Here is a 20,631-nt window from a genome sequence, read left to right as displayed (position 1 = left end):
CCGTATATTCGCATCTCCATATGTATTGCCCCTTCGCGGGTAAACCCGCTCCCACAGGTTCACCACAACCTTCCAACATTGTGGTGAGCCTGTGGGAGCGGGTTTACCCGCGAAAGGGCCGGCAGCGTCAAAAAAGAATCAAGCAGCCACCCCGGCATCCGCCGTCAGCCCCAGCTCTTCGATCGCACACTGCTCAAAGGTTTTGCCATGATCACCCCACCCGAGCTCTTCAAGAGCCTGGCGGACGAGACCCGCGCTCGCGCCACCTTGCTGATCGCCCAACTGGGCGAGCTGTGCGTCTGCGAACTGATGTGCGCCCTGGACGACAGCCAGCCCAAGATCAGCCGCCACCTCGCCCAGTTGCGCAGCAGCGGCCTGCTGCTGGATCGCCGCCAGGGCCAATGGGTGTACTACCGTCTCAATCCGCAATTGCCTGCCTGGGTGCACGAGGTGCTGCAGCTGACGCTGCAGGCCAATGCCACGTGGCTGCAGGCCAACGCCACACGCCTGCAGAACATGCAAGAGCGCCCGGTGCGCACTGCCGCCTGCTGCTGAACACCTGCCAAGCGAGGCCCCCATGCTGGTCGCCGTTGCCGTCTTCGTTTTCACCCTCACCCTGGTCATCTGGCAGCCCAGGGGCCTTGGCGTTGGCTGGAGCGCCACGCTGGGCGCGATCATCGCCCTGGCCGTGGGCGCGGTCTCGCTGCAGGACATCCCTGTGGTGTGGGCCATCGTCTGGAATGCCACCGCCACCTTCATCGCGATCATCATCATCAGCCTGCTGCTGGACGAGGCGGGCTTCTTCGAGTGGGCAGCCCTGCATGTGGCGCGTTGGGCGAGGGGCAGTGTTCATCGCCTGTTCGCCTTTTGCATCCTGCTTGGCGCCGCCGTTTCGGCGCTGTTCGCCAACGATGGTGCGGCGCTGATCCTCACCCCCATCGTCATGTCGATGCTGATCGCGCTGCGGTTTTCCCCTGCAACTACCCTGGCGTTCGTCATGGCCGCCGGTTTCATTGCCGATACGGCCAGCCTGCCGCTGGTTGTGTCGAACCTGGTGAACATTGTCTCGGCCGACTACTTCGGCCTGGGTTTCGCCGACTACGCCGCGGTGATGGTGCCGGTGAACCTGGCCAGCATTGGCGCCACCTTGCTGGTGTTGTGGCTGTTCTTCCGCCGTGACCTGCCACAGCACTACCCGGCCGACACCTTGCCGGCGCCGAGCTCGGCGATACGTGACCCGGCCACCTTCGCCGTCGGTGGGGCGACGCTGCTGTTGCTGCTGGTCGGCCTGTTCGCCCTGGAGCCGCTGGGCATCCCGGTCAGCGTGGTGGCGAGCGTGTGCGCGGCGCTGCTGTTCGCGGTCGCCGCCCGTGGCCACCGCATCTCCACCCGCCGGGTACTGCGCGAGGCGCCCTGGCAGGTGGTGATCTTCTCCCTGGGCATGTACTTGGTGGTGTACGGGCTGAAGAACGCCGGCCTTACCGACCTGCTGGCCCGGCTGCTCGATCAGCTCGCCGCCCACGGCCTGTGGAGCGCCACCCTGGGCACCGGCCTGCTCGCGGCGCTGCTGTCGTCGGTGATGAACAACCTGCCCAGCGTGCTGATCGGGGCGCTGTCGATCCAGGCCAGCGGTGCCGAGGGCCTGGTGCGCGAGGCGATGATCTACGCCAACGTCATCGGCTGCGACCTCGGGCCGAAGATCACCCCCATCGGCAGCCTGGCCACGCTGCTGTGGCTGCACGTGCTGGCGCGCAAAGGCATGCGCATCAGCTGGGGTTACTACTTCAAGGTCGGCCTTGTGCTGACTTTGCCGGTACTGCTGATCACCCTGTCGGCCCTGGCGCTGCGCCTGAGCCTGTGACACCCACCACCCTGCGAAGGAGCTTTCATGCGAGTCCTGTTCATGTGCACGGCCAACAGTTGCCGCAGCATCCTCAGTGAAGCGGTGTTCAACCACCTGGCGCCGCAAGGCTTCCAGGCGGTGAGCGCCGGCAGTTTTCCCAAGGGCCAGGTGCTGCCGCGCAGCCTGGCGACCCTGCAGCAGGCCGGCATCGCCATCGCCGGCCTGAGCAGCAAGGGTAACGATGCCTTTGCCGACAACCCGCCGGACATCGTCATCACCGTCTGCGACAAGGCGGCGGGTGAGGCCTGCCCGGTGTACTTCGGCCCGGCGCTGAAGGCCCACTGGGGGCTGGAGGATCCCTCCGAGGTGGTGGGTGACGAGGCGGCGATCGATGCCGCCTTCCAGGCCACCCTGGCTCATATCGAGCGGCGATGCATGGCGTTCTTCGCGTTGCCGTTCGCCGCGCTGGAACCCGAGGCGCTCAAGCGCGAGTTGCAGCGTATTGGTGGTCTTTGAGCCTTTGCTGCTCGGAAGGGGCCGGCCCACGGCGTATGATCGCCGGCCGCAAGCGCCGACAAGGAAACCGTCATGCTCCCCAACAAAGCCTGTGCAGTGGTGCTGTCATCCTCGCCGTATCCCCGGCTGCTGCTGTTCCGCCATCCTCTGGCGGGTGTGCAGTTGGTCAAGGGCAGCATCGAAAAGGGCGAAGCGCCGGGTGCGGCAGCCGTGCGTGAGTTGTGCGAGGAATCCGGGATCAGCGGTGCGCTGATCAAGGCTGACCTGGGGTGTTGGGATGCCGGCCACCAGGGGCAGGTCTGGTCGTTCCAGCTGTGTGAAGTGAAGGAGCCGCTACCTGAGCAATGGGCCCATCAGACGCTCGATGACCATGGTCATGTGTTCGAGTTTTTCTGGGCCGAGCTCGACCAGCTCCCTCTGAACGAATGTCACCCGCTGTTCCAGCGTGCGCTGGTGTTCCTCGGCGCCGCGCTGCAGGTGCACGGCCACAAGGGCAGGTGGGTTGAGTGCGATCCCCTGTAGGAGCGGCCTTGCCGGGGCGCCGGACCGGCCGGAAAGGGCCGCAGCGCGGCCCCCGGATCTTGAGTCTGGCTCAAGATTGCCGGGGCTGCTGCGCAGCCCTTTCCGTCCGGTCCGGCGCCCCGGCAAGGCCGCTCCTACAGGCTTCTGCGAGGCATCAACGCAGCTTGAGCAAGCGGTCCAGCGAAAAGGCCCCGGCCCCTCGGGCGATCAGCAACAACAGCAGTCCGGCCCAGGTCAGGTGAGTGGGCCACGCATCGGGGTAGACGAACACTTCGATGACCGTGGTCATGCCGAGCAAGGCCATGGCCGACAACCGGGTCAGCAGGCCGAGTACCAGCAGCAGCGGGAACAGGTGCTCGGCATAGGCGGCCAGGTGCGCCGCCAGCCAGGGTGAGAGCAGTGGCAGGGCGTATTCGCTGCGGAACAGCTCGTAGGTGCCGGGGGTGATGGTCAGCAGACCTTCGACCTTGGTGCGCCCGGACAGGAAAAACACCGAGGCGATGCCGAACCGGGCCACCAGGCACAACAGGTTGTCGCTCAGCAGCTGTTGCAGGCGCTCGGCAAGTCGGTTCCAGTGATGGCGCAGGCTGTTGGCCGGCCCGCTGGTGTGGGTGATGTCCATGGCAGCTCCTTCAGGCGAATGTGAGTGGACGAAAAGCCCGGACTTGCAACAGCCGGCCGAGCAGGTCGGTGAAGTCCAGGTCGGGTTGGGCTTGCAGCGCGAGCTGCGACGCCTGGTCCAGCGTCAGCCCGCCGGCACAGGCCTGGAGAAAGGCGCAGCCACCGTGTTCCAGGGGGTGATGGCGCACGCCGTCGGCATCGCCGCTCAGCAGCACACCTTCGGCGACCCAGGGCTGCTCCTGCGGCCAGGCCAACTGTTCGCGGCTGCAGCGCCACAGGCTGTACGCCGGATGGTGCGCGAACCAGTACCAACGTACGCTGGCGCGCGGGCGCAGATGGCTGTATGCCAGGTCGCCGGCGGTCATGCCGGCCAGTTCGGCGAGGTCCAGGCAGGGATCGCAGGGCTCGCTGAAGGCCTCGTTCCACAAGCGGTCCAGGCGCGCCACATCGGCCAGGTAAGGCAGGCCGTGCTGCGCCTGCGTCGCTTCGAGAAAGGCCGCAAAGGTTGCGCCGTAGTGAATCAGCCGGGTATCGCTGGGCGGTGACTGCCGCGCATAGGCTGCCGCCGCATCACCCATCCAGGCTGGGCCGACCAGTTGCTCGACACTGGGGAAGTTGGCGCGCAGGGCATCGACGCAGCCAGCCAGCACGGTGTTGCGGTACACCGCAAACGCCGGCTGCTCGGTCAGCACCGCCAGTTGTGGCGCCGGCCGCCCTTGCAGCGCGTCGACGAACGCGTCCTGGAACTGGCGCAAAGAGGGATTCATGACAAGCCTCCAGTTTGTTCCAGCGTTGCCTGGGCCCGGTCGCGCTCGGCGAGCAGCTCGTTGAAGGGGGGAAGCTTGCCGTCACGTTCGATCAAGGTCGGGCGTGGTCCGATGCGCTCGATCAACCCTTGGTAAAGCGCCCAGACCGGTTCGGCGATGCTGTCGTCATGGGAATCGATCAGCAGCGCGCCCTGGTCGTCGTGGCTGTACCCCGCCAGGTGCACCTCGGTCACGGCGTGGGCCGGGAACCGATGGAGGTAGTCGGTGGCGTCGAAACCCAGGTTGTGTGCGCTGACGTGCACATTGTTGACGTCCAGCAGCAAGCCGCAGCCGGTACGCCGGACCAGCTCGGCGAGGAAATCGATCTCGTCCCAGTCATGCCCCTGCAACTGCAGGTAGTGGCTGGGGTTCTCGATGGAAAGGCGCCGCCCCAGGGCCTCCTGGCTGCGCTGGATGTTGTCGGCGATTCGCCCCAGTGCCTCGCTGCTGCGGGGGAAGGGCAGCAGGTCGGGGTGGTACTGGCCGCGCCAGGTCGACCAGGCCAGGTGTTCGGACACCAGCGCCGGGCGCACCTGGTCGATCAAGGCGCGCAAACGCCCTAGGTGCGCGGCATCCGGTTCAGCATCGGCTGCCAGTGACAGCGCAACGCCGTGCAGCGACAGCGGATGCTGCTCGGCGATGCGCGTAAGCCAGGCGAGCCGTGGGCCGCCGACCATGTAGTTTTCCGGGTGGACTTCGAACCACAGCCCATCGGCGCGGTGGGCCAAGGCCTGAGCGTAGTGCTCGGCCTTGAGCCCGAGCCCGGCGCCCAGCCGCGTGTTGCCGTTCATGGTCGGCCTCCTGTACTCAGGACTTGATCGGGGTCAGCGAGCCCATGCCGTTGGGCGTCTTGATCGAGGTGCAGGAGCCGGCCGGGACGTTCTTCCAGTGCATGCCGTCATAGTCTTTTTTGGCACTGCCGGCGCAGGTGGTGCCGGCGCCAGCCTTGCAGTCGTTCTTGCCGGCCATTGCAACGCCGTAGCATTTTTCCATGGCGGCACCGGTGCCGGCGGGTTGGGCGGTTTCCGCGGCCATGGCGACACTTGCCAGCGAGGCGAGGGCAAGGGCGGCAGTGGTGAGGGCGAAAGCTTTCATGGCGAGTCTCCAAAGGATGGGGCCGTGGCGAAATACCGGCGGCTCATGGACTAGTTCGCCGCACTCGTCCTTCGGGTTACAGCCACTACAAAATATTTCTCGCAATGTGCGCAGGCCACCTACCTTATTGAGGCAGGCCGACGTTCGCACGGCAGGGGTGTGCGACAGGGGGCCGATAAAAAGAAACGCGGCGAGGGTGTAACCCAGGCGGCCAATGCAACGAACTAATCCTCAGGCAGTGCTCAATGCGCGCGAGTTGCAGTTGCAGGCTTTGCTGCTGCGCGGGCTCTCGGGCGATGCAGTGGCATACCGCGATTTTCTGGCGGCTCTGGCGTTGCATGTGCGTGGCTTTTTGCAGCGGCGCCTGGCCAGGCGCCCCAGTGAGGTCGAGGACCTGGTGCAGGAAGTGCTGCTGGCGGTGCACAACGCGCGTCATACCTACCAGGCGCAGCAGCCTTTGACCGCCTGGGTGCAGGCGATAGCCCGCTACAAGCTGGCCGATCATCTGCGCAGCTTCGCCCGCCACGAGGCACGCAACGAGCCGCTGGACGATGACACCGACCTGTTCGCCGGCACCGGTGCGGAGCCGGCCGAGGCCAGCCTGGACCTTGAGCGCTTGCTCGAGCAATTGCCGGCACGTCAGCGCCTGCCCATCGTGCACGTCAAGTTGCAGGGGTTGTCGGTGGAGGAAGCAGCACGCCTCACCGGTCTCTCCAGTTCGGCGGTCAAGGTGGGCATACATCGAGGGCTGAAAGCCTTGGCCAGGTTGATTGGAGGCAGGAGTAACCATGAACACCAATGACTGGATTGACCTGCTGGCCCGCCACGAGGGCCCGGTGGACCGGCACGTGTCGGCCAAGCGCCTGGGTGTTGCACTGCTTGGTGGCTTGCTCGGCGCGGTGCTGATGACAGCGGCCATCTACGGTGTACGCAGCGACCTGGGCGAGGTCATCCGCACGCCACTGTTCTGGGCCAAGGTTGCACTGCCCGCCAGCCTGGCGCTGCTCGGGTTGTGGTTGACCCAGCGGCTGGCCCGGCCGGGTGTGAAGGGCGGTGCCTTGTGGGGGCTGCTTGGCCTGCCCTTGGTGCTGGTCTGGCTGGGCGCGGCGATCAGTCTGCTCGGTACCCCTGTCGAAGCCCGCGCCGACCTTGTCCTGGGCCGCACCTGGCGCACCTGTGCCTTGAACATTGCCTTGCTATCGCTACCTTGCCTGATCGCTGTGTTCTGGGCCTTGCGCGGCCTGGCGCCAACCCGCCTGCGCCAGGCGGGAGCGGCTGGCGGATTGCTGGCTGGTTCGACGGCAACCCTGGCCTACTGCCTGCATTGCCCGGAGATGGGCGTGCCGTTCTGGGGGCTCTGGTATGTGTTGGGGATGCTGTTGCCGACACTTTTTGGGGCGGCTATCGGCCCGCGACTGTTGCGCTGGTGACCCGTTGCGCCCATCACGAGGTTGCAGGGCCAGCCTTGCGCTGGCCCTGCTGGCCGGTTATTGCCGGGCAGGTTGCAGGAAGGGGTTGCCCTTGTGCTGCAGGTACTGCTGGCCAAACCAGTACGAGGCGTAATCGGTGATATGACCGATATCGCGGTACACCGGCACCCCGTCGATGGCCATCAGGCAGGCGCCGTCCCGGCACTGGGCATCCTTCGGATCAATGATGATCAACTCTGGATACGCCTCCTGCGCGGCCTTGAACAGTGCGGTGAGCTTGGGCTCTTCAACGCCATCCCAAGGTTGCTGGTTGCAATGCGCGCTTTCGGTCGCGACGCCGAACATCCCACGCATTTTGATGTTGCGGTACACGCAGTTGTTGACGTCGGCCGGCATGAGCATGTTGGCCTTGACGATTACCGGAATGGCACCGGCCTCACGGATGACCTGCAGCCCTTCAAGCAGTGCGGCCTTGAGGCGTTGGTTGGAGAGCGCCTCGGTACGCTCGTCCTCCAGGGAGTTGACCACCCTGTCGGTGTTCACGTAGTTCTCCCAGATCTGGCCGAGCATCACGTACTTGTACTGATTCTGCTTGATCAGTTGGTAATAGTCGGCGCTGGCCGCGTGGCAGGTAACGTACAGCTCCTTGAACTTGTACCAGTCGTAGAGGTAGACGCCAGGCAAGGTCAGGCAAGCGGAGAAGGATTGCGCCATGACCGAGATGTTCGCGTCCTTGGCCAGGGTATCGATGAAACCCCACTCCTGGTTGGAGAACGAGTCGCCGATCAGCAGCGCCTTGGTTGGCGACTGCACGTCACCCATGGCGCAACGCTCGTCCGAGCCATCACGGGCACCTTCCAGGCATTTTTCACGGTGAGGCACTTCGGCGGCCTTGAGGCGGGTCAGGACGCCGTTGGTACCGTAGTCGAAGCGGGCGGGCCAGCCGTCGGCCTTCTTCCCGGCGGCATGCAGTGCCGACAGGCCGATGGCCGGTACGATCAGCATCAGCACCAGGGTCTTGGTGAAGCCCAGGCGCGAGTGGCGCAGTGGTTTTTCCACCAGCAGGTAGGACAGCGTGGCCAGGGCGAAGGTGAGGGCGAAGTAGCTGGCGATGACCGTTGGGGTCTTTTCCATGCCCAGGTAGTTGACGGTGGCGATGATCGGCCAGTGCCACAGGTACAGCGAGTACGAGATCAACCCGATCAATACCACAGGCCTGGACGACAGCAACCTGGAGGTGATGCTGGAGGGGCCGACGAACAGCAGTGCGGCGGTGGCCAGGCAGACCAGCAGCGCGTGGTGGTCCGGGTAGCTCGCCACTGGGATGACCTGCAGGGCGGTCAGGACGATGACCAGCATCGCAACCAGTGCGATGGCCGAGGCCATGACCTTGCCAGGCTGTTTTCTGCCGTTGCCCAGCACGGCGACGCAGGAACCGATCATCAGTTCGAAGATGCGCGCTGTGAAGAAGTAGTAGCCATGCCCATAGAAAGCCTTGGAAATGTACAGTGCGGCGCCGAACGACAGCAGCGTCAACAGTACACAGGCATAGCCCAGCTGGCGTTTGCTCAGCGAGCGGTTCAGCAGCCACAGCCCCAGCGGCAGCACGATGTACCATTGCCACTCGATGGCCAGCGACCAGGTGTGCATGAGCAGCAGGGTCGCGGCGTCCGCCGTCGCATAGCCGCCCGTTGCCTTGCCGAAGTACTGGTTTGACAGCAGCAGGCTTGTGTACTTTTCGCTCTTCAGGAAATTGACATAGTCATAGGGCAGGTACAGGACGGTGGCCACGGCCAGGGTACCGACCAGCAGGGCCAGCACTGCTGGCTGAAGCCGCCAGATCCGTCGCGCGTAGAACCCGGAGAACGTGAACGTGCCCTTTTCCATGGACCTGAGGATGATCGACGAGGTCAGGTAGCCGGAAATGACGAAGAAGATATCGACGCCGATGAACCCCGACGGGAACAGCGTGAGCCCGCCATGGAAGACCAGCACCAGCAGAACGGCAATCGCGCGCAGCCCGTCGATGTCCGCTCGATAATCAACTGTTCTTGCGGTGCCTTGGGCCGGCTGGGTAGTCGTTGCACCGCTGGGCGGAAGAACGTTTGAAACATCGTGTGGCGTGAGCGGATAGCTTTTGTCGTTTGACACAGTGGTAGTCCTTAATTCCCTTCCAATCGCCTTCAGAATCCAGGCAGCACGCAACGTGCCTGCGAGTGGGCCCGCAGGGCACAACAGCTTCCATGGTGAACAGCGCAGGCGTCTCCCAGGGCAGGGCCCTGGCTGCCGGCGCGTATCGTACAGGCCTTTAGTCATTGCATTCCATTTCAATTGCTTGGCGAATGGGCGAGGGCGGCCACAGGTGCCGTGACGACGCCCCGGGCAGCCTCCAGTGCCCTATCGAAAACCTGCCTTGGTACATCGGGAAACATTGTGAAAGTGCTGGTTACACAGCCGCGCGTCAGCGGCTGCTCCGCAGAGCCATAGTCAATCCCGCGTGTGTGCTCTGGCAGAAGCTATCGGAGCGCCACTGGTCGCCTGAGGCAATGGAAAGCTGGCATTCGCCTCAGGCGTGTACGATGATTTTCGTATTAACAGGGATGTCCTATGCAAAAAGGCTTCAAAGCAGTGAGGCGCGCAGTGATCGCAGCCCTCGAAGCAGGTGATTACCTGCATGCGTCACGCGGCGATATCGAGGTGAAGAACCTGTTGGCGACTGGAGCGGTTACGGCGGCGCAAGTCATCGACGTCATCCTCGCCTGCAACGGCACCCATTACCGCAGCAGCCCTCATCACACCGTGGCATCGGTCGAAGTTCACCTGATCAGGTGGCACGGTTGGTACATCAAGTTCTATTTTCTCGAGCCAGACACCTGGTTCATCAGCGTTCATCAGTGAGTATCCAGGCGATGACAATTCTTTTCGAAGGCGATACCGGCAAGGCGCTCTGCGAGCATTGCCAGGCCGTGGTAACCACGCGTTACCTGCGCCGTGACGTGCCGTTCAGTGATGGGCAAGGCGTGGCAAGGGACATTCTGGTGGGCGTGTGCGATGGCTGCGATACGGTGGTCGCCATCCCGCCGCAGTCCACCCCGGCAATCCGCGAGGCGCGCAAGCAGCAGCTCAAGTCCATCGAGGCGCGGCTGCCTGCGGTGTATCTCGATGTGCTCGACGCGGCAATGCAAGCGGTCAGCAGCGAGGCGGGGGCACACTTGCGCAAGCTGTTCCTCGCCCATTATTTCCAATGGCTGGTGCAGGCCCGCCAGGGGGCGGGTCTGCAACCCGGCCACGAGGCCTTCGTCCAGGCACTCGGCGCGCAGCGGCGTCAGAGGGGGTTGCCGGCGTCCGGAGCCACGCGGCGGTTGTCGATGAAGGTCAACGTGCACATGGCCGAGGACTTCCTGACGCTGCTGGGGCAAACCCGGATGAGTCAGGCCGAGTTGCTAAAGGCGGTGATCGCAAGAATCCAGGTGGATGTGCTCGAGGCGCGTGATCCGCAGGTGATCGAGGCGCTGCAGCGACTGACGCGGCTGGCGGGTTAGGTCGGGTGAGCCTGATTCATCACATGTGAGGCTTGCGGAGCTCATGATCCAGGCGTAACGTGCATCACATGTGAGACAAGGACACCCCCCTTCGATGACAGGCAAGAAAAGCTCCACCGATTACATGCGTGACATGCGCGCCCGGCTCAAGGCCGCGGGCCTGGTCAAGCGTGAGCTGTGGATCCTGCCCGAGCACGCCGCCGCCCTGCGCGGTATCGAGAAGGCTTTACGTCAGCCCCACGCGGGCAAACAGGTCAGAACGGAGGATTTCATGACCGAGCACTCCCACTGGACGATCGAAACGCTGCACGGCGCCTTGCAAGGCCTGGACGAGGTGCGCGGCGGGTCGATCGGCCTGTCCCTGCAACAGGGCGCCGAGCCCAGCCTCAAGCTGGTGATGAACGAACTGGACGGCCTGCCGCTGTACATCGCCGTGGCCGGTGAGCAGATCCTGGTCGACACGCTGCTGGTGGAAGCCGGCCAGGTGAAAGACCGCGCTGCATTCAACGATGCGGTGCTGCGTACCCGCGACGTGTTCCCGCTGTCGTCCATCGGCCTGCACACGCTGCCCTCGGGCGAGTCGGTGTACACCATGTTCGGCGCCCTGAGCGCGGCCTCGTCGTTGGACAACATCGTCCAGGAGATCCACACCCTGGCCGACAACGTCATCACCGCCGCCGAAGATTTCGAAGACTACTTCACCCACTGATTCCGGAGATTGCATCATGAGTTTGTTGAGAAAGATCGTCACCGCCCTGCGTGGCGGCGCTTCGGAAGTCGGTGAGGCGATCGTCGACTCCCAGGCCCTGCGTATCCTCGACCAGGAGATCCGCGACGCGGACAACAACCTGATCGATGCGCGCAACCAGTTGGTCAAGATCATGGCCAAGCACAAGACCGCGCAGCAGCGCATCACCGAGTTCGACAAGACCATCGGCGACTGGGAGCAGAAGGCCATTGCCGCGCTGGACAAGGGCGAGGAGGGCCTGGCCCACGAATGCGCGGCGCGCATCGCCGACCTGACCAACCAGCGTGACAGCGAGCAGGCGCTGGCCGACCAGTTCGGTGCGTCGGTGACGACCCTGACCGCCACCGTGAACAAGACCGAGGCGCAGATCAAGGGCCTCAAGCAACAGGTGGATCTGGTCAAGGCTCGCGAAAGCGTGCAGCGTGCCCAGGTCAGTGCGGCGTCGGCCACCGGCGGCGCCAATGGCAGCCTGGAAACGGCGGTCGGGTCGCTGGATCGCATCAAGAAGCGCCAGGCCGAGCGTGCCGCCGAGCTGGAAGCGGCGGCGGAGCTGGCGGGCAAGGCTGACGGCAGCGATCTGGAAGCACGCCTGAAGTCGGCTGGGATCGGTGCCAGCAACAGTGGTGCCGACGATGTGCTGGCACGCTTGAAGGCCAAGGCGGCCAAGCCGGCGGAGTGATTCGTTGAGTGGGCCGGCCTCATCGCGGGGCAGGCGCGAAAACCCTGTTGCAGACCCGTTGGCGGGGCACACGAAAAGCAGTATCGTGTCGCCCCCGCCAAAGGACTGCCGCGACCCAAGGGATTTTCAATGTCGACTTCTGCCGACAGGCCCAGCCTGTTTGCTACAGCTCCAGTACTGGCTCCTGATCCGTCACCCTCTCACCCAGGAGATGCCCCGTGGGTTGGTTGAAACGCTTCATGGGCTTCGAAGCCCCAAAACCTGCCGCCAGCAGTCAGGCCCAAGGCAACCTGCCCTTCGGCCTGGGCAGTGGGCGCATGCTCAAGCTCGATCGCTCGCTCAAACTACTGCTCGACGGGCATTGCGAACTGGAGGTTCCCGAGCAGGAAGTGGTCTGGGCGATTGGTGAGGTTGACCTCGGCCAGTCTGTGCGCCTGGCGCGCTTCTATATGGAAAACGAGGACTACTGGCTGCAGGTGGTGATGAACGGCGCGTCCGCTGACGATGTCCGTGACATCATCCTGTTCGGTTACTACAGCGTGGTGCCGGTCACCAGCGACGCGGAGCTCAAGCGCCTGGTCGGCCCCGAGTCGAACATCGGCCTGCCGTACTACGAGCACGAAGGCTACGAGTTCGTTCGCCAGTGGGGCAGCGAAGAGGGGCAGACCGAGCTCACGCCGATCAGCGAGTGGGTCACCAGCCCCGAGACCAGCTACCGCATCCAGCACCTGTCGATGCTGTATGCCCGCGAAACCGGCCTGACCGATCGCCGCGAATTCCTCCTGCTGTCGGTGGAGGAAGACGAGGACGGCAATGTCAGTCTGACCACTTCGGTGGGTGTCACCCTGCAATCAACGGACTTCAACGTCATCTGACAAGGATTCACCATGCTCGACGCACTTCGCATGTCGCTCAACGCCCAGGCAGTGATCGGCTTCATTCTCTACATCAGCGTGGCGCTGGTGCTGTTCTGGCTGTTCCAGTTCATCTACACGCACCTCACCCCGCACCGCGAATTCGCCCTGATCCGCGACAATAACAGCGCCGCCGCTATCGCCCTGGGCGGCGCGCTGATCGGCTTCTCGCTGCCGGCCAGCAACATCATCGCCTACAGCGTCGGCCTGCTCGACTTCGTGGTCTGGGTGGTGATCGCTGCCGTGGTGCAACTGTTGGCCTTCGCCATCACCAGCCTGGTGCTCAAGGGGTTGGCCAGCCGCATCGCCAAGGGCGAGATGGCCGCTGCGATCTACGCCGCCGCCGTGGCGATCAGCGTGGGCTTTCTCAATTCGGCCTGCATGACCCCGTCGGTCTGAGCCGTTTGCGCGCAAGGAGCCATACATGAGACGCAGTTCCGTCAAGCTGGTGCTGGCCAGTTCCCTGCCGCTGGCGCTTACCGCGTGCAGCGCGCCCGAGGAGACCTACACGGTCAGCAAGCGCAGCAACTACTCCACCGTCCAGGCCTGTGTCGATGACAAGGTGCCGGTGGACGTGTGTTCCGATGCTTATATGGAGGCGTTGGCCGATCACCGTCGGGTCGCGCCGACCTATGGCGACAAGGCGGCGTGCGAGGCCGATTTCGTGCCGGACTACTGCCAGGTCACCAGCGACAACCGCTACATGCCGCGCCTTGGCGGTTTCGAGCTGGCGGTGTCGGGCGAGGTGAGCCAGTCGCAGGTCGACGCGGCCCGCACCCAGGTCGAGAGCAGTGGCCAGGCTGTCAGCGGTGGCAGCAACTTCAATGGCCTGCTCGCCGGCCTGCTGCTCGGCCAGGTGCTTAGCGGCGGTAATCGCCAGTACTACTCGCAGCCGGTCTACCAGTATCGCGACAGCCGCGGCGACTACCGCACCACCACCCTCGGCCAGCAGATCGACCAAGGCAAACGCTTCGAGCGCTCCGACCAGGCCCAGCAGAGCGGCGGCAGCTACAGCAGCTACTACTCCGGCAGCTCCAGCGGTAGCAGCTACAAGTCCAGAAACTCGACCCGCTCCAGCGTGTCCTCGTCGATCTCCCGTGGCGGCTTCGGCAGCCAGGCCACTGCGCGCAGCGGCTGGGGCGGCAAGAGCAGCGGCGGCTTCAGTTTCGGCGGTTGAACATGCGCAAGGTCCACTGCGACGAACGCCCGGACTGGCGCACCACCGCCGAGCGCGAAGGCTTCGCCTTTCACACCATCGACGGCGAGCGCTACTGGGATGAGCGCGGTTACTACCAGTTCAGTGAGGCCCAGGTCAGCCGTGACCTGGAGGCGCCCACCCAGGAGCTGCACGCGATGTGCCTGGACGCGGTGGCGCGCATTGTCGACAGCGAAGCGCTGATGACCCGCCTGGCGATTGCGCCGGCGTTTTTCGACCTGGTGCGTCGTTCGTGGAAGGAGGGGCATCCCCACCTCTACGGGCGTTTCGACTTCAGCTACGACGGCACCGGCCCGGCCAAGCTGATTGAGGCCAACTACGACACGCCGACCTCGCTGTACGAGGCGGCGGCGTTCCAGCTGATCTGGCTTGAGCAGCAGATTGAGCGCGGCGTGCTACCGGCCCATGCCAGCCAGTTCAACACCCTGGCTGAAGACCTGGTGCGGGCATTTGCGGCCTTCGAATGTGAAAGCCCGTTCTACTTCTCGGCCATCGGCGGCTCGATCGAGGACCGCGGCACCACGGATTTCCTGCGCAAGATGGCCGGGCACGTGGGTATCAGCACCCGACATATCGACCTGGAGGATATAGGTCTGAACGACGAGGGGCGTTTCGTCGACCTCGAAGGCCGACCTATCCCGCGCCTGTTCAAGCTGCACGCCTGGGAGCATATCTTCCACGAGGACTTTGGCCAGGCCATCGCCGGTTGTGATACCCAGTTCGTCGAGCCAGCGTGGAAGTCGCTGATTTCCAACAAGGGCATCCTGCCGTTGTTGTGGGAATGGCACGAGGGCCATCCGAACCTGTTGCCAGCCTTCCTCGACGAAGACCCCCGGCGGCCGGTGCCCAAGGGCTGGGTGCGCAAGCCGTATTTCTCCCGCGAGGGGGCCAATGTGGACATTCGCACCACCGATGACCAGCGGGTGTTCGAGGATGGGCCCTACGACGATGCACCCTATATCCTGCAAGGTTTCGCGCCCTTGCCGAAGTTCGGCGACAGCTACACCTTGATCGGTTCGTGGGTGGTCGGTGATCTGGCCTCGGGGATCGGCATTCGTGAAGACGACACCCTGATCACCAAGGACAGCTCGCGGTTCCTGCCGCATGTGGTCTTGGACTGACTGCGCTGTCGCATAGAGAACTACGTAGCAAGCCTCGTCAACGTGGGAGCCGGCTGATCACAACGTTACGATTGCCCCGCCGATGATGGCCCCTCCAATGGTCGGTTTCAGGACGCGCCGGGTCGCCCGCGCACAATCCCCTCGCCCCAGACCTGCCATGCTCAGAGGATGCCTTCGGACCGCGCGCACCTAGACGCCCGGCCGCAGGCAAGGAGGGTGCCCGGCACATCGCCACCGTGACGTGGCCGCGCACCGCAGCTGAACACCGCCGGGTACTGCTCGCGTTTCGGGGTGGCCCGGGTTGCCGAGGTTTGCTGTATGCCTGATGAGTTGAACCACCTGCCCCTGATCCAGCGCGTCCTGGCCCGTGAAAAGGACACCCCCGGCGCCTTGTTGCCGATCCTCCACGCCATCCAGGCCGGCGTCGGCTATATCCCCGACATCGCCATCAATGAAATCGCCCATGCCCTCAACCTCAGCCTGGCCGAGGTGCGCGGGGTCATCAGCTTCTACCACGACTTTCGCACCACTCCGCCTGCCCGGCACACGTTGCGCCTGTGCCGCGCCGAGTCCTGCCAGAGCCGCGGCGCCGAGGCGCTGGCCGCACAGTTGCGTGAACAGCTTGGCCTGGACGACCACGGCACCAGCGCCGACGGCGCGTTGAGCCTGCGCCCGGTCTACTGCCTGGGCGCTTGTGCCTGTTCGCCGGCGCTTGAGCTCGATGGCCAGTTGCATGCCCGGCTCACCCCCGAGCGCTTGCGGGCGCTGGTGGAAGGTTGTCGTGAGGAGGTGAAGGCATGTTGAGCCTGTGCATTCCCTGTGATTCGGTGGCCCGCGCCGTCGGCGCCGATCAGGTGGCCGAGGCGCTGGCCCGCGAGGCCGAGCGTCGCCAACTGCCGCTGCGCATCCAGCGCACCAGTTCGCGTGGCCTGTACTGGCTGGAGCCGTTGGTCGAGCTGGAAAGCGACGCCGGCCGCCTGGGTTTCGGGCCGGTCTCGGTCGAAGACGTGCCGGGCTTGCTCGACGCCCTGGCCACAGGCGAGCCAGGCCATGCCCTGGCACTGGGCCTGGTCGAGCAGATCCCTTACCTGAAAACCCAGCAACGCCTGCTGTTTGCCCGCGCGGGCATCACCCGGCCGTTGTCGCTGGACGACTACCACGCCAACGGTGGCTTCGAGGGCCTGCGCCGGGCAACGCTGATGGAAGGCGACGAGGTGGTCGACGCCGTGCTTGAGTCCGGCCTGCGTGGCCGGGGCGGCGCGGCCTTCCCGGCGGGCATCAAGTGGCGCACCGTGCGCCAGGCCCAGGCCGTGCAGAAATACGTGGTGTGCAATGCCGACGAGGGTGACTCCGGCACTTTCGCCGACCGCATGCTGATGGAGGGCGACCCCTTCCTGCTGATCGAGGGCATGATCATCGCCGGGCTCGCCGTCGGGGCGAGCAAAGGCTACATCTATGTGCGCTCGGAGTACCCGGATGCCATCCGCGCCCTGAACGAGGCGATCCTGCTGGCCCGCGAAGCCGGTTACCTGGACGTCGCCGGCAAAGCTGTGGCCTTCGACCTGGAGGTGCGGGTCGGGGCGGGCGCCTATATCTGCGGCGAGGAAACCGCACTGCTCGAATCCCTCGAAGGCAAGCGCGGCATCGTCCGCGCCAAGCCCCCGCTGCCAGCGCTGGAGGGGCTGTTCGGCTTGCCGACGCTGGTGCACAACGTGCTCACCCTGGCCTCGATCCCGATCATCCTGGCCAAGGGTGCTGCGTACTATCGCGACTTCGGCATGGGCCGCTCGCTGGGCACCTTGCCGTTCCAGCTGGCCGGCAATATTCGCCACGGCGGCCTGGTGGAGCGGGCGTTCGGCCTCACCCTACGCGAGCTGGTGGAAGGCTACGGCGGCGGTACCGCCAGCGGCCGGCCGATCAAGGCCGCGCAGGTGGGTGGCCCGCTGGGCGCCTGGGTGCCGCCGGCCCAGTTCGACACGCCGCTGGACTACGAGGCCTTTGCCGCCATGGGCGCGATGCTTGGCCACGGCGGTGTGGTGCTGGCCGACGACACCCTGAACATGGCCAGCATGGCGCGCTTCGCCCTGCAGTTCTGCGCCGAAGAGTCGTGCGGCAAGTGCACGCCGTGCCGGATCGGTTCGAGCCGCGGCGTCGAGGTGGTCGACCGGCTGATCGCCAGCACCGACCCAGCCATGCGCGAAAGCCAGGCCGGACTGCTGCGCGACCTTTGCGACACGATGCAATACGGTTCGCTGTGCGCCATGGGCGGGATGACCTCGTATCCGGTGGCCAGCGCCCTCAAGCACTTCCCCGCCGATTTCGGCCTGGAGGCCGCGCAATGATCAACTACTTCGACCCCAGCAGCGATATCGACCTGGGTACCCCCGAACGTGTCAGCGACGTGCAGGTCAGCCTGGTCATCGATGGCCGTTCGATCAGTGTGCCGGCCGGCACCTCGGTGATGCGCGCCGCCGCGCTGCTCGGCACCACCATCCCCAAGCTGTGTGCCACCGACAGCCTCGAAGCCTTCGGCTCGTGCCGCATGTGCATGGTCGAGATCGACGGCATGCGCGGCTACCCGGCGTCGTGCACCACGCCGGTCAACGAGGGCATGGTGGTGCGCACGCAAACCCCGCGCCTGGCCGACCTGCGGCGCAATGTGATGGAGCTGTACATTTCCGACCACCCACTGGACTGCCTGACCTGCTCGGCCAACGGCAATTGCGAGCTGCAGACCGTCGCCGGCCAGGTCGGCCTGCGCGAGGTGCGCTACGGCTATGACGGCGACAACCACCTGAATGAACAGAAGGACGTGTCCAACCCGTACTTCGACTACGAACCCAGCAAGTGCATCGTCTGCAGCCGCTGCGTGCGCGCCTGCGAAGACATCCAGGGCACCTTCGCCCTGACCATCACCGGGCGCGGTTTTGACTCGCGGGTGGCGGCCGCCGGTGGCGCCGATTTTCTCAGCTCCGAATGCGTCTCCTGCGGCGCCTGCGTGCAGGCCTGCCCGACCGCGACCCTCAGCGAAAAAAGCCTGGTCCAGCTCGGCCAGCCCGAACGCGCGGTGATCACCACCTGTGCCTATTGCGGTGTGGGCTGCTCGTTCCGCGCCGAGATGAAGGGCGACCAGTTGGTGCGCATGGTCCCGGACAAGCAGGGTGGCGCCAACCACGGCCACGCCTGCGTCAAGGGCCGCTTCGCCTGGGGCTACGCCACTCACCCCGACCGCATCACCAAGCCGATGATCCGCAAGCGCCTGCAAGACCCGTGGCAGGAGGTCAGCTGGGACGAGGCGGTGACCTATGCCGCCAGCGAGCTGCGCCGAATCCAGCTCAAGTACGGGCGCGATTCCATCGGCGGCATCACCTCCAGCCGCTGCACCAACGAAGAGGCGTACCTGGTGCAGAAACTGGTGCGCACCGCGTTCGGCAACAACAACGTCGATACCTGCGCGCGGGTCTGCCACTCACCGACCGGCTATGGCCTCAAGCAGACCCTCGGCGAGTCCGCCGGCACCCAGAGTTTCGACTCGGTGATGCAGGCCGAAGTGGTGCTGGTGATCGGTGCCAACCCCACCGACGCCCACCCGGTGTTCGGCTCGCAGCTCAAGCGCCGCTTGCGTCAGGGCGCGCGGCTGATCGTCATCGACCCACGGCGCATCGACCTGGTCGACTCGCCCCATGCCCGTGCCGAGCTGCACCTGCAACTGCGCCCGGGCACCAACGTGGCCATGCTCAACGCCCTGGCCCATGTAATCGTCAGCGAAGGCCTGCTCGACCAGCGCTTCATCGATGCCCGCTGCGAGACCGAGGACTTTGCCCGCTGGCGCGATTTCGTTGCCCTGCCCGACAACGCCCCGGAGCTGCTTGGCCCGGTGTGCGGCGTGCCCGCCGAGCAGATCCGCGCCGCCGCCCGGCTGTACGCCACCGGCGGCAACGCGGCGATCTACTACGGCCTGGGCGTGACCGAGCACAGCCAGGGCAGCACCGCGGTGATGGGCATCGCCAACCTGGCCATGGCCACCGGCAACATCGGCCGTGAAGGGGTAGGGGTGAACCCGCTGCGCGGGCAGAACAATGTGCAGGGTTCCTGCGACATGGGCTCGTTCCCCCACGAGCTGCCCGGCTACCGGCATATCTCCAACGCCAGTGTGCGCAGCGAGTTCGAACAGGCCTGGGGCGTGACCCTGCAACCCGACCCCGGGCTGCGCATCCCCAACATGTTCGAGGCCGCGCTCGATGGCAGCTTCAAGGCGTTGTACTGCCAGGGTGAGGACATCGCCCAGAGCGACCCCAACACCCAGCACGTCACCGCGGCCTTGCTGGCGATGGAGTGCGTGGTGGTGCAGGACATCTTCCTCAACGAAACGGCCAAGTTTGCCCATGTGTTCCTGCCGGGCAGTTCGTTCCTGGAAAAGGACGGGACCTTCACCAACGCTGAACGGCGCATCTCGCGGGTACGCAAAGTGATGGAGCCGCTGGCCGGCAAGGCTGACTGGGAAGCCACCATGGCCCTGGCCAACGCCCTGGGTTACCCGATGCAGTACCGCCACCCGTCCGAGATCATGGACGAAATCGCCCGCCTGACGCCGACCTTCCACCGCGTCAGCTACAGCGAGATCGACCGCCACGGCAGCCTGCAGTGGCCGTGCAACGACGCCGCCCCCGAAGGCACCCCAACCATGCACATCGACCAGTTCGTGCGCGGCAAGGGCCGCTTCATGCTCACCGGTTATGTGCCCACCGACGAGAAGGTCAACAACCGCTACCCGCTGCTGCTGACCACCGGGCGCATCCTCAGCCAGTACAACGTCGGTGCGCAGACCCGGCGTACCGACAACGTTGCCTGGCACGCCGAGGACCGCCTGGAGATCCACCCCAGCGACGCCGAGAGCCGCGGCATCAGCGACGGCGACTGGGTCGGCGTGGGCAGCCGTGCGGGGCAGAGCGTGCTGCGTGCCAGGGTCAGCGCTCGGGTGGCGGCGGGGGTGGTGTACACCACCTTCCACTTCCCCGAGTCCGGCGCCAACGTGATCACCACCGACAACTCCGACTGGGCCACCAACTGCCCCGAGTACAAAGTCACCGCAGTGGAGGTGGTGAAGGTGTTCCAGCCGTCGGAATGGCAGAAGCGCTACCAGAGCTTCAGTGACGAACAGCGGCGCCTGCTCGACGAGCGACGTCAGGCGCAAGGCAAGGAAAAGGCGGAGGTACGCCGATGAGCAGCGAAAACCTGGTGAAGATGGCCAACCAGATCGCCCACTACTTCGACAGCGAGCCGGACCGGGACAAGGCGGTGCAGGGCGTGCGCCAGCACCTGCAAAGCTTCTGGACCCCGGCGATGCGCAGGCAGTTGGGGGAGTGGATCGAGGCCCATGCGGGGGAAGGGCTTGATCCGAAAGTGCGCGAGGCGTTGGCCTAGCGATTGATGGTGCGGCCTCATTGCGGGACAAGCCCGCTCCCACGAGCAACAGCGTGGGAGCGGGCTTGCCCCGCGATGAGGCCGTGACAGGCAAAAAATGAAATGTCCGTCATATACGTGAGGCTATTCGCAAGCGAATGCTACGCTCGCGAAA

23 protein-coding genes are annotated in these 20,631 nt (G+C 65.1%); 18 read left to right on the top strand and 5 right to left on the bottom strand.

Annotated elements, in window-relative coordinates; genetic code table 11:
* The first annotated feature begins 207 nt into the window (after positions 1 to 207).
* The 4 genes from ABE459_RS06135 (at position 208) to ABE459_RS06120 (ending at position 2,881) form a co-directional block, all read left to right on the top strand.
* Positions 208 to 555 carry a metalloregulator ArsR/SmtB family transcription factor gene (locus tag ABE459_RS06135; RefSeq protein ID WP_125463407.1) on the top strand — a complete coding sequence of 116 codons (348 nt, stop codon included), beginning with the start codon at positions 208 to 210 and terminating at the stop codon, positions 553 to 555.
* 22 nt (positions 556 to 577) lie between these two features.
* Positions 578 to 1,861, top strand: coding sequence for an arsenic transporter (locus ABE459_RS06130; RefSeq protein WP_125858073.1), 1,284 nt, complete (start codon positions 578 to 580; stop codon positions 1,859 to 1,861).
* A 27-nt stretch (positions 1,862 to 1,888) separates the two neighbouring features.
* Positions 1,889 to 2,359, top strand: a complete 471-nt coding sequence (locus tag ABE459_RS06125) for an arsenate reductase ArsC (protein WP_258706104.1) — start codon at positions 1,889 to 1,891, stop codon at positions 2,357 to 2,359.
* Between the two features lie 72 nt (positions 2,360 to 2,431).
* Complete coding sequence (locus ABE459_RS06120; RefSeq protein WP_323830537.1) at positions 2,432 to 2,881, top strand: NUDIX domain-containing protein; 450 nt, start codon at positions 2,432 to 2,434, stop codon at positions 2,879 to 2,881.
* Between the two features lie 154 nt (positions 2,882 to 3,035).
* Here ABE459_RS06120 and ABE459_RS06115 read toward each other — a convergent pair whose 3' ends face one another.
* The 4 genes from ABE459_RS06115 to ABE459_RS06100 are packed head-to-tail and all read right to left on the bottom strand — an operon-like array spanning position 3,036 to position 5,403.
* Complete coding sequence (locus ABE459_RS06115) at positions 3,036 to 3,503, bottom strand: DoxX family protein (RefSeq protein WP_323830538.1); 468 nt, start codon at positions 3,501 to 3,503, stop codon at positions 3,036 to 3,038.
* Positions 3,504 to 3,513: 10 nt separating this feature from the next.
* Positions 3,514 to 4,269: a DNA-binding domain-containing protein gene (locus ABE459_RS06110; protein ID WP_323830539.1), complete on the bottom strand. Its 756-nt coding sequence runs from the start codon at positions 4,267 to 4,269 to the stop codon at positions 3,514 to 3,516.
* Complete coding sequence (locus ABE459_RS06105) at positions 4,266 to 5,099, bottom strand: DUF692 domain-containing protein (protein WP_323830540.1); 834 nt, start codon at positions 5,097 to 5,099, stop codon at positions 4,266 to 4,268. The genes ABE459_RS06110 and ABE459_RS06105 overlap by 4 nt, the downstream gene beginning before the upstream one ends.
* A gap of 16 nt (positions 5,100 to 5,115) precedes the next feature.
* Positions 5,116 to 5,403 carry a DUF2282 domain-containing protein gene (locus tag ABE459_RS06100; RefSeq protein ID WP_125463414.1) on the bottom strand — a complete coding sequence of 96 codons (288 nt, stop codon included), beginning with the start codon at positions 5,401 to 5,403 and terminating at the stop codon, positions 5,116 to 5,118.
* Between the two features lie 214 nt (positions 5,404 to 5,617).
* Between ABE459_RS06100 and ABE459_RS06095 the strand changes: the two genes are divergently transcribed.
* On the top strand, positions 5,618 to 6,205 hold the full coding sequence (locus tag ABE459_RS06095) for a sigma-70 family RNA polymerase sigma factor (RefSeq protein WP_323830541.1): 588 nt from the start codon (positions 5,618 to 5,620) through the stop codon (positions 6,203 to 6,205).
* Positions 6,192 to 6,833 carry a DUF1109 domain-containing protein gene (locus ABE459_RS06090; protein WP_323830542.1) on the top strand — a complete coding sequence of 214 codons (642 nt, stop codon included), beginning with the start codon at positions 6,192 to 6,194 and terminating at the stop codon, positions 6,831 to 6,833. Before ABE459_RS06095 ends, ABE459_RS06090 begins: the two co-directional genes overlap by 14 nt.
* A 57-nt stretch (positions 6,834 to 6,890) precedes the next feature.
* Here ABE459_RS06090 and ABE459_RS06085 read toward each other — a convergent pair whose 3' ends face one another.
* Positions 6,891 to 8,984, bottom strand: a complete 2,094-nt coding sequence (locus ABE459_RS06085; RefSeq protein ID WP_323830543.1) for an acyltransferase family protein — start codon at positions 8,982 to 8,984, stop codon at positions 6,891 to 6,893.
* Positions 8,985 to 9,473: 489 nt separating this feature from the next.
* Here ABE459_RS06085 and ABE459_RS06080 point away from each other — a divergent pair, with 489 nt between their 5' ends.
* The 12 genes from ABE459_RS06080 to ABE459_RS06025 all read left to right on the top strand — a co-directional run bounded on the left by ABE459_RS06080 (position 9,474) and on the right by ABE459_RS06025 (position 20,477).
* Positions 9,474 to 9,731 (top strand): hypothetical protein, encoded by a 258-nt coding sequence (locus ABE459_RS06080; protein WP_346647996.1) that lies wholly within the window; start codon positions 9,474 to 9,476, stop codon positions 9,729 to 9,731.
* An 11-nt stretch (positions 9,732 to 9,742) separates the two neighbouring features.
* Entirely contained in the window at positions 9,743 to 10,375 is a 633-nt protein-coding gene (locus ABE459_RS06075) for a hypothetical protein (protein ID WP_323830545.1), read from the top strand.
* A gap of 94 nt (positions 10,376 to 10,469) precedes the next feature.
* On the top strand, positions 10,470 to 11,084 hold the full coding sequence (locus ABE459_RS06070) for a YjfI family protein (protein WP_323830546.1): 615 nt from the start codon (positions 10,470 to 10,472) through the stop codon (positions 11,082 to 11,084).
* Between the two features lie 16 nt (positions 11,085 to 11,100).
* Positions 11,101 to 11,802 carry a PspA/IM30 family protein gene (locus tag ABE459_RS06065; RefSeq protein ID WP_125463421.1) on the top strand — a complete coding sequence of 234 codons (702 nt, stop codon included), beginning with the start codon at positions 11,101 to 11,103 and terminating at the stop codon, positions 11,800 to 11,802.
* A 218-nt stretch (positions 11,803 to 12,020) separates the two neighbouring features.
* Positions 12,021 to 12,677 carry a DUF2491 family protein gene (locus ABE459_RS06060; protein ID WP_178125818.1) on the top strand — a complete coding sequence of 219 codons (657 nt, stop codon included), beginning with the start codon at positions 12,021 to 12,023 and terminating at the stop codon, positions 12,675 to 12,677.
* 12 nt (positions 12,678 to 12,689) lie between these two features.
* Positions 12,690 to 13,115 (top strand): DUF350 domain-containing protein, encoded by a 426-nt coding sequence (locus ABE459_RS06055; protein WP_125463422.1) that lies wholly within the window; start codon positions 12,690 to 12,692, stop codon positions 13,113 to 13,115.
* A gap of 25 nt (positions 13,116 to 13,140) precedes the next feature.
* Positions 13,141 to 13,893 carry a DUF1190 domain-containing protein gene (locus tag ABE459_RS06050; RefSeq protein ID WP_125463423.1) on the top strand — a complete coding sequence of 251 codons (753 nt, stop codon included), beginning with the start codon at positions 13,141 to 13,143 and terminating at the stop codon, positions 13,891 to 13,893.
* Positions 13,894 to 13,895: 2 nt separating this feature from the next.
* Positions 13,896 to 15,053, top strand: a complete 1,158-nt coding sequence (locus ABE459_RS06045) for a glutathionylspermidine synthase family protein (RefSeq protein WP_323830547.1) — start codon at positions 13,896 to 13,898, stop codon at positions 15,051 to 15,053.
* A gap of 318 nt (positions 15,054 to 15,371) precedes the next feature.
* Complete coding sequence (locus tag ABE459_RS06040) at positions 15,372 to 15,857, top strand: formate dehydrogenase subunit gamma (RefSeq protein WP_323830548.1); 486 nt, start codon at positions 15,372 to 15,374, stop codon at positions 15,855 to 15,857.
* Positions 15,851 to 17,395, top strand: a complete 1,545-nt coding sequence (locus ABE459_RS06035) for an NADH-ubiquinone oxidoreductase-F iron-sulfur binding region domain-containing protein (RefSeq protein WP_323830549.1) — start codon at positions 15,851 to 15,853, stop codon at positions 17,393 to 17,395. Before ABE459_RS06040 ends, ABE459_RS06035 begins: the two co-directional genes overlap by 7 nt.
* Positions 17,392 to 20,277: a formate dehydrogenase subunit alpha gene (fdhF, locus tag ABE459_RS06030; RefSeq protein ID WP_323830550.1), complete on the top strand. Its 2,886-nt coding sequence runs from the start codon at positions 17,392 to 17,394 to the stop codon at positions 20,275 to 20,277. The genes ABE459_RS06035 and fdhF overlap by 4 nt, the downstream gene beginning before the upstream one ends.
* On the top strand, positions 20,274 to 20,477 hold the full coding sequence (locus ABE459_RS06025; RefSeq protein ID WP_323830551.1) for a formate dehydrogenase subunit delta: 204 nt from the start codon (positions 20,274 to 20,276) through the stop codon (positions 20,475 to 20,477). The genes fdhF and ABE459_RS06025 overlap by 4 nt, the downstream gene beginning before the upstream one ends.
* The last annotated feature ends 154 nt before the right edge of the window (positions 20,478 to 20,631 follow it).

The organism is Pseudomonas sp. TWI923 (genome assembly GCF_039673365.1).
Lineage (GTDB): Bacteria > Pseudomonadota > Gammaproteobacteria > Pseudomonadales > Pseudomonadaceae > Aquipseudomonas > Aquipseudomonas sichuanensis.
The sequence above is the reverse complement of the archived record's forward strand: the minus strand, read 5'-3'. Positions and strand labels throughout refer to the sequence as shown.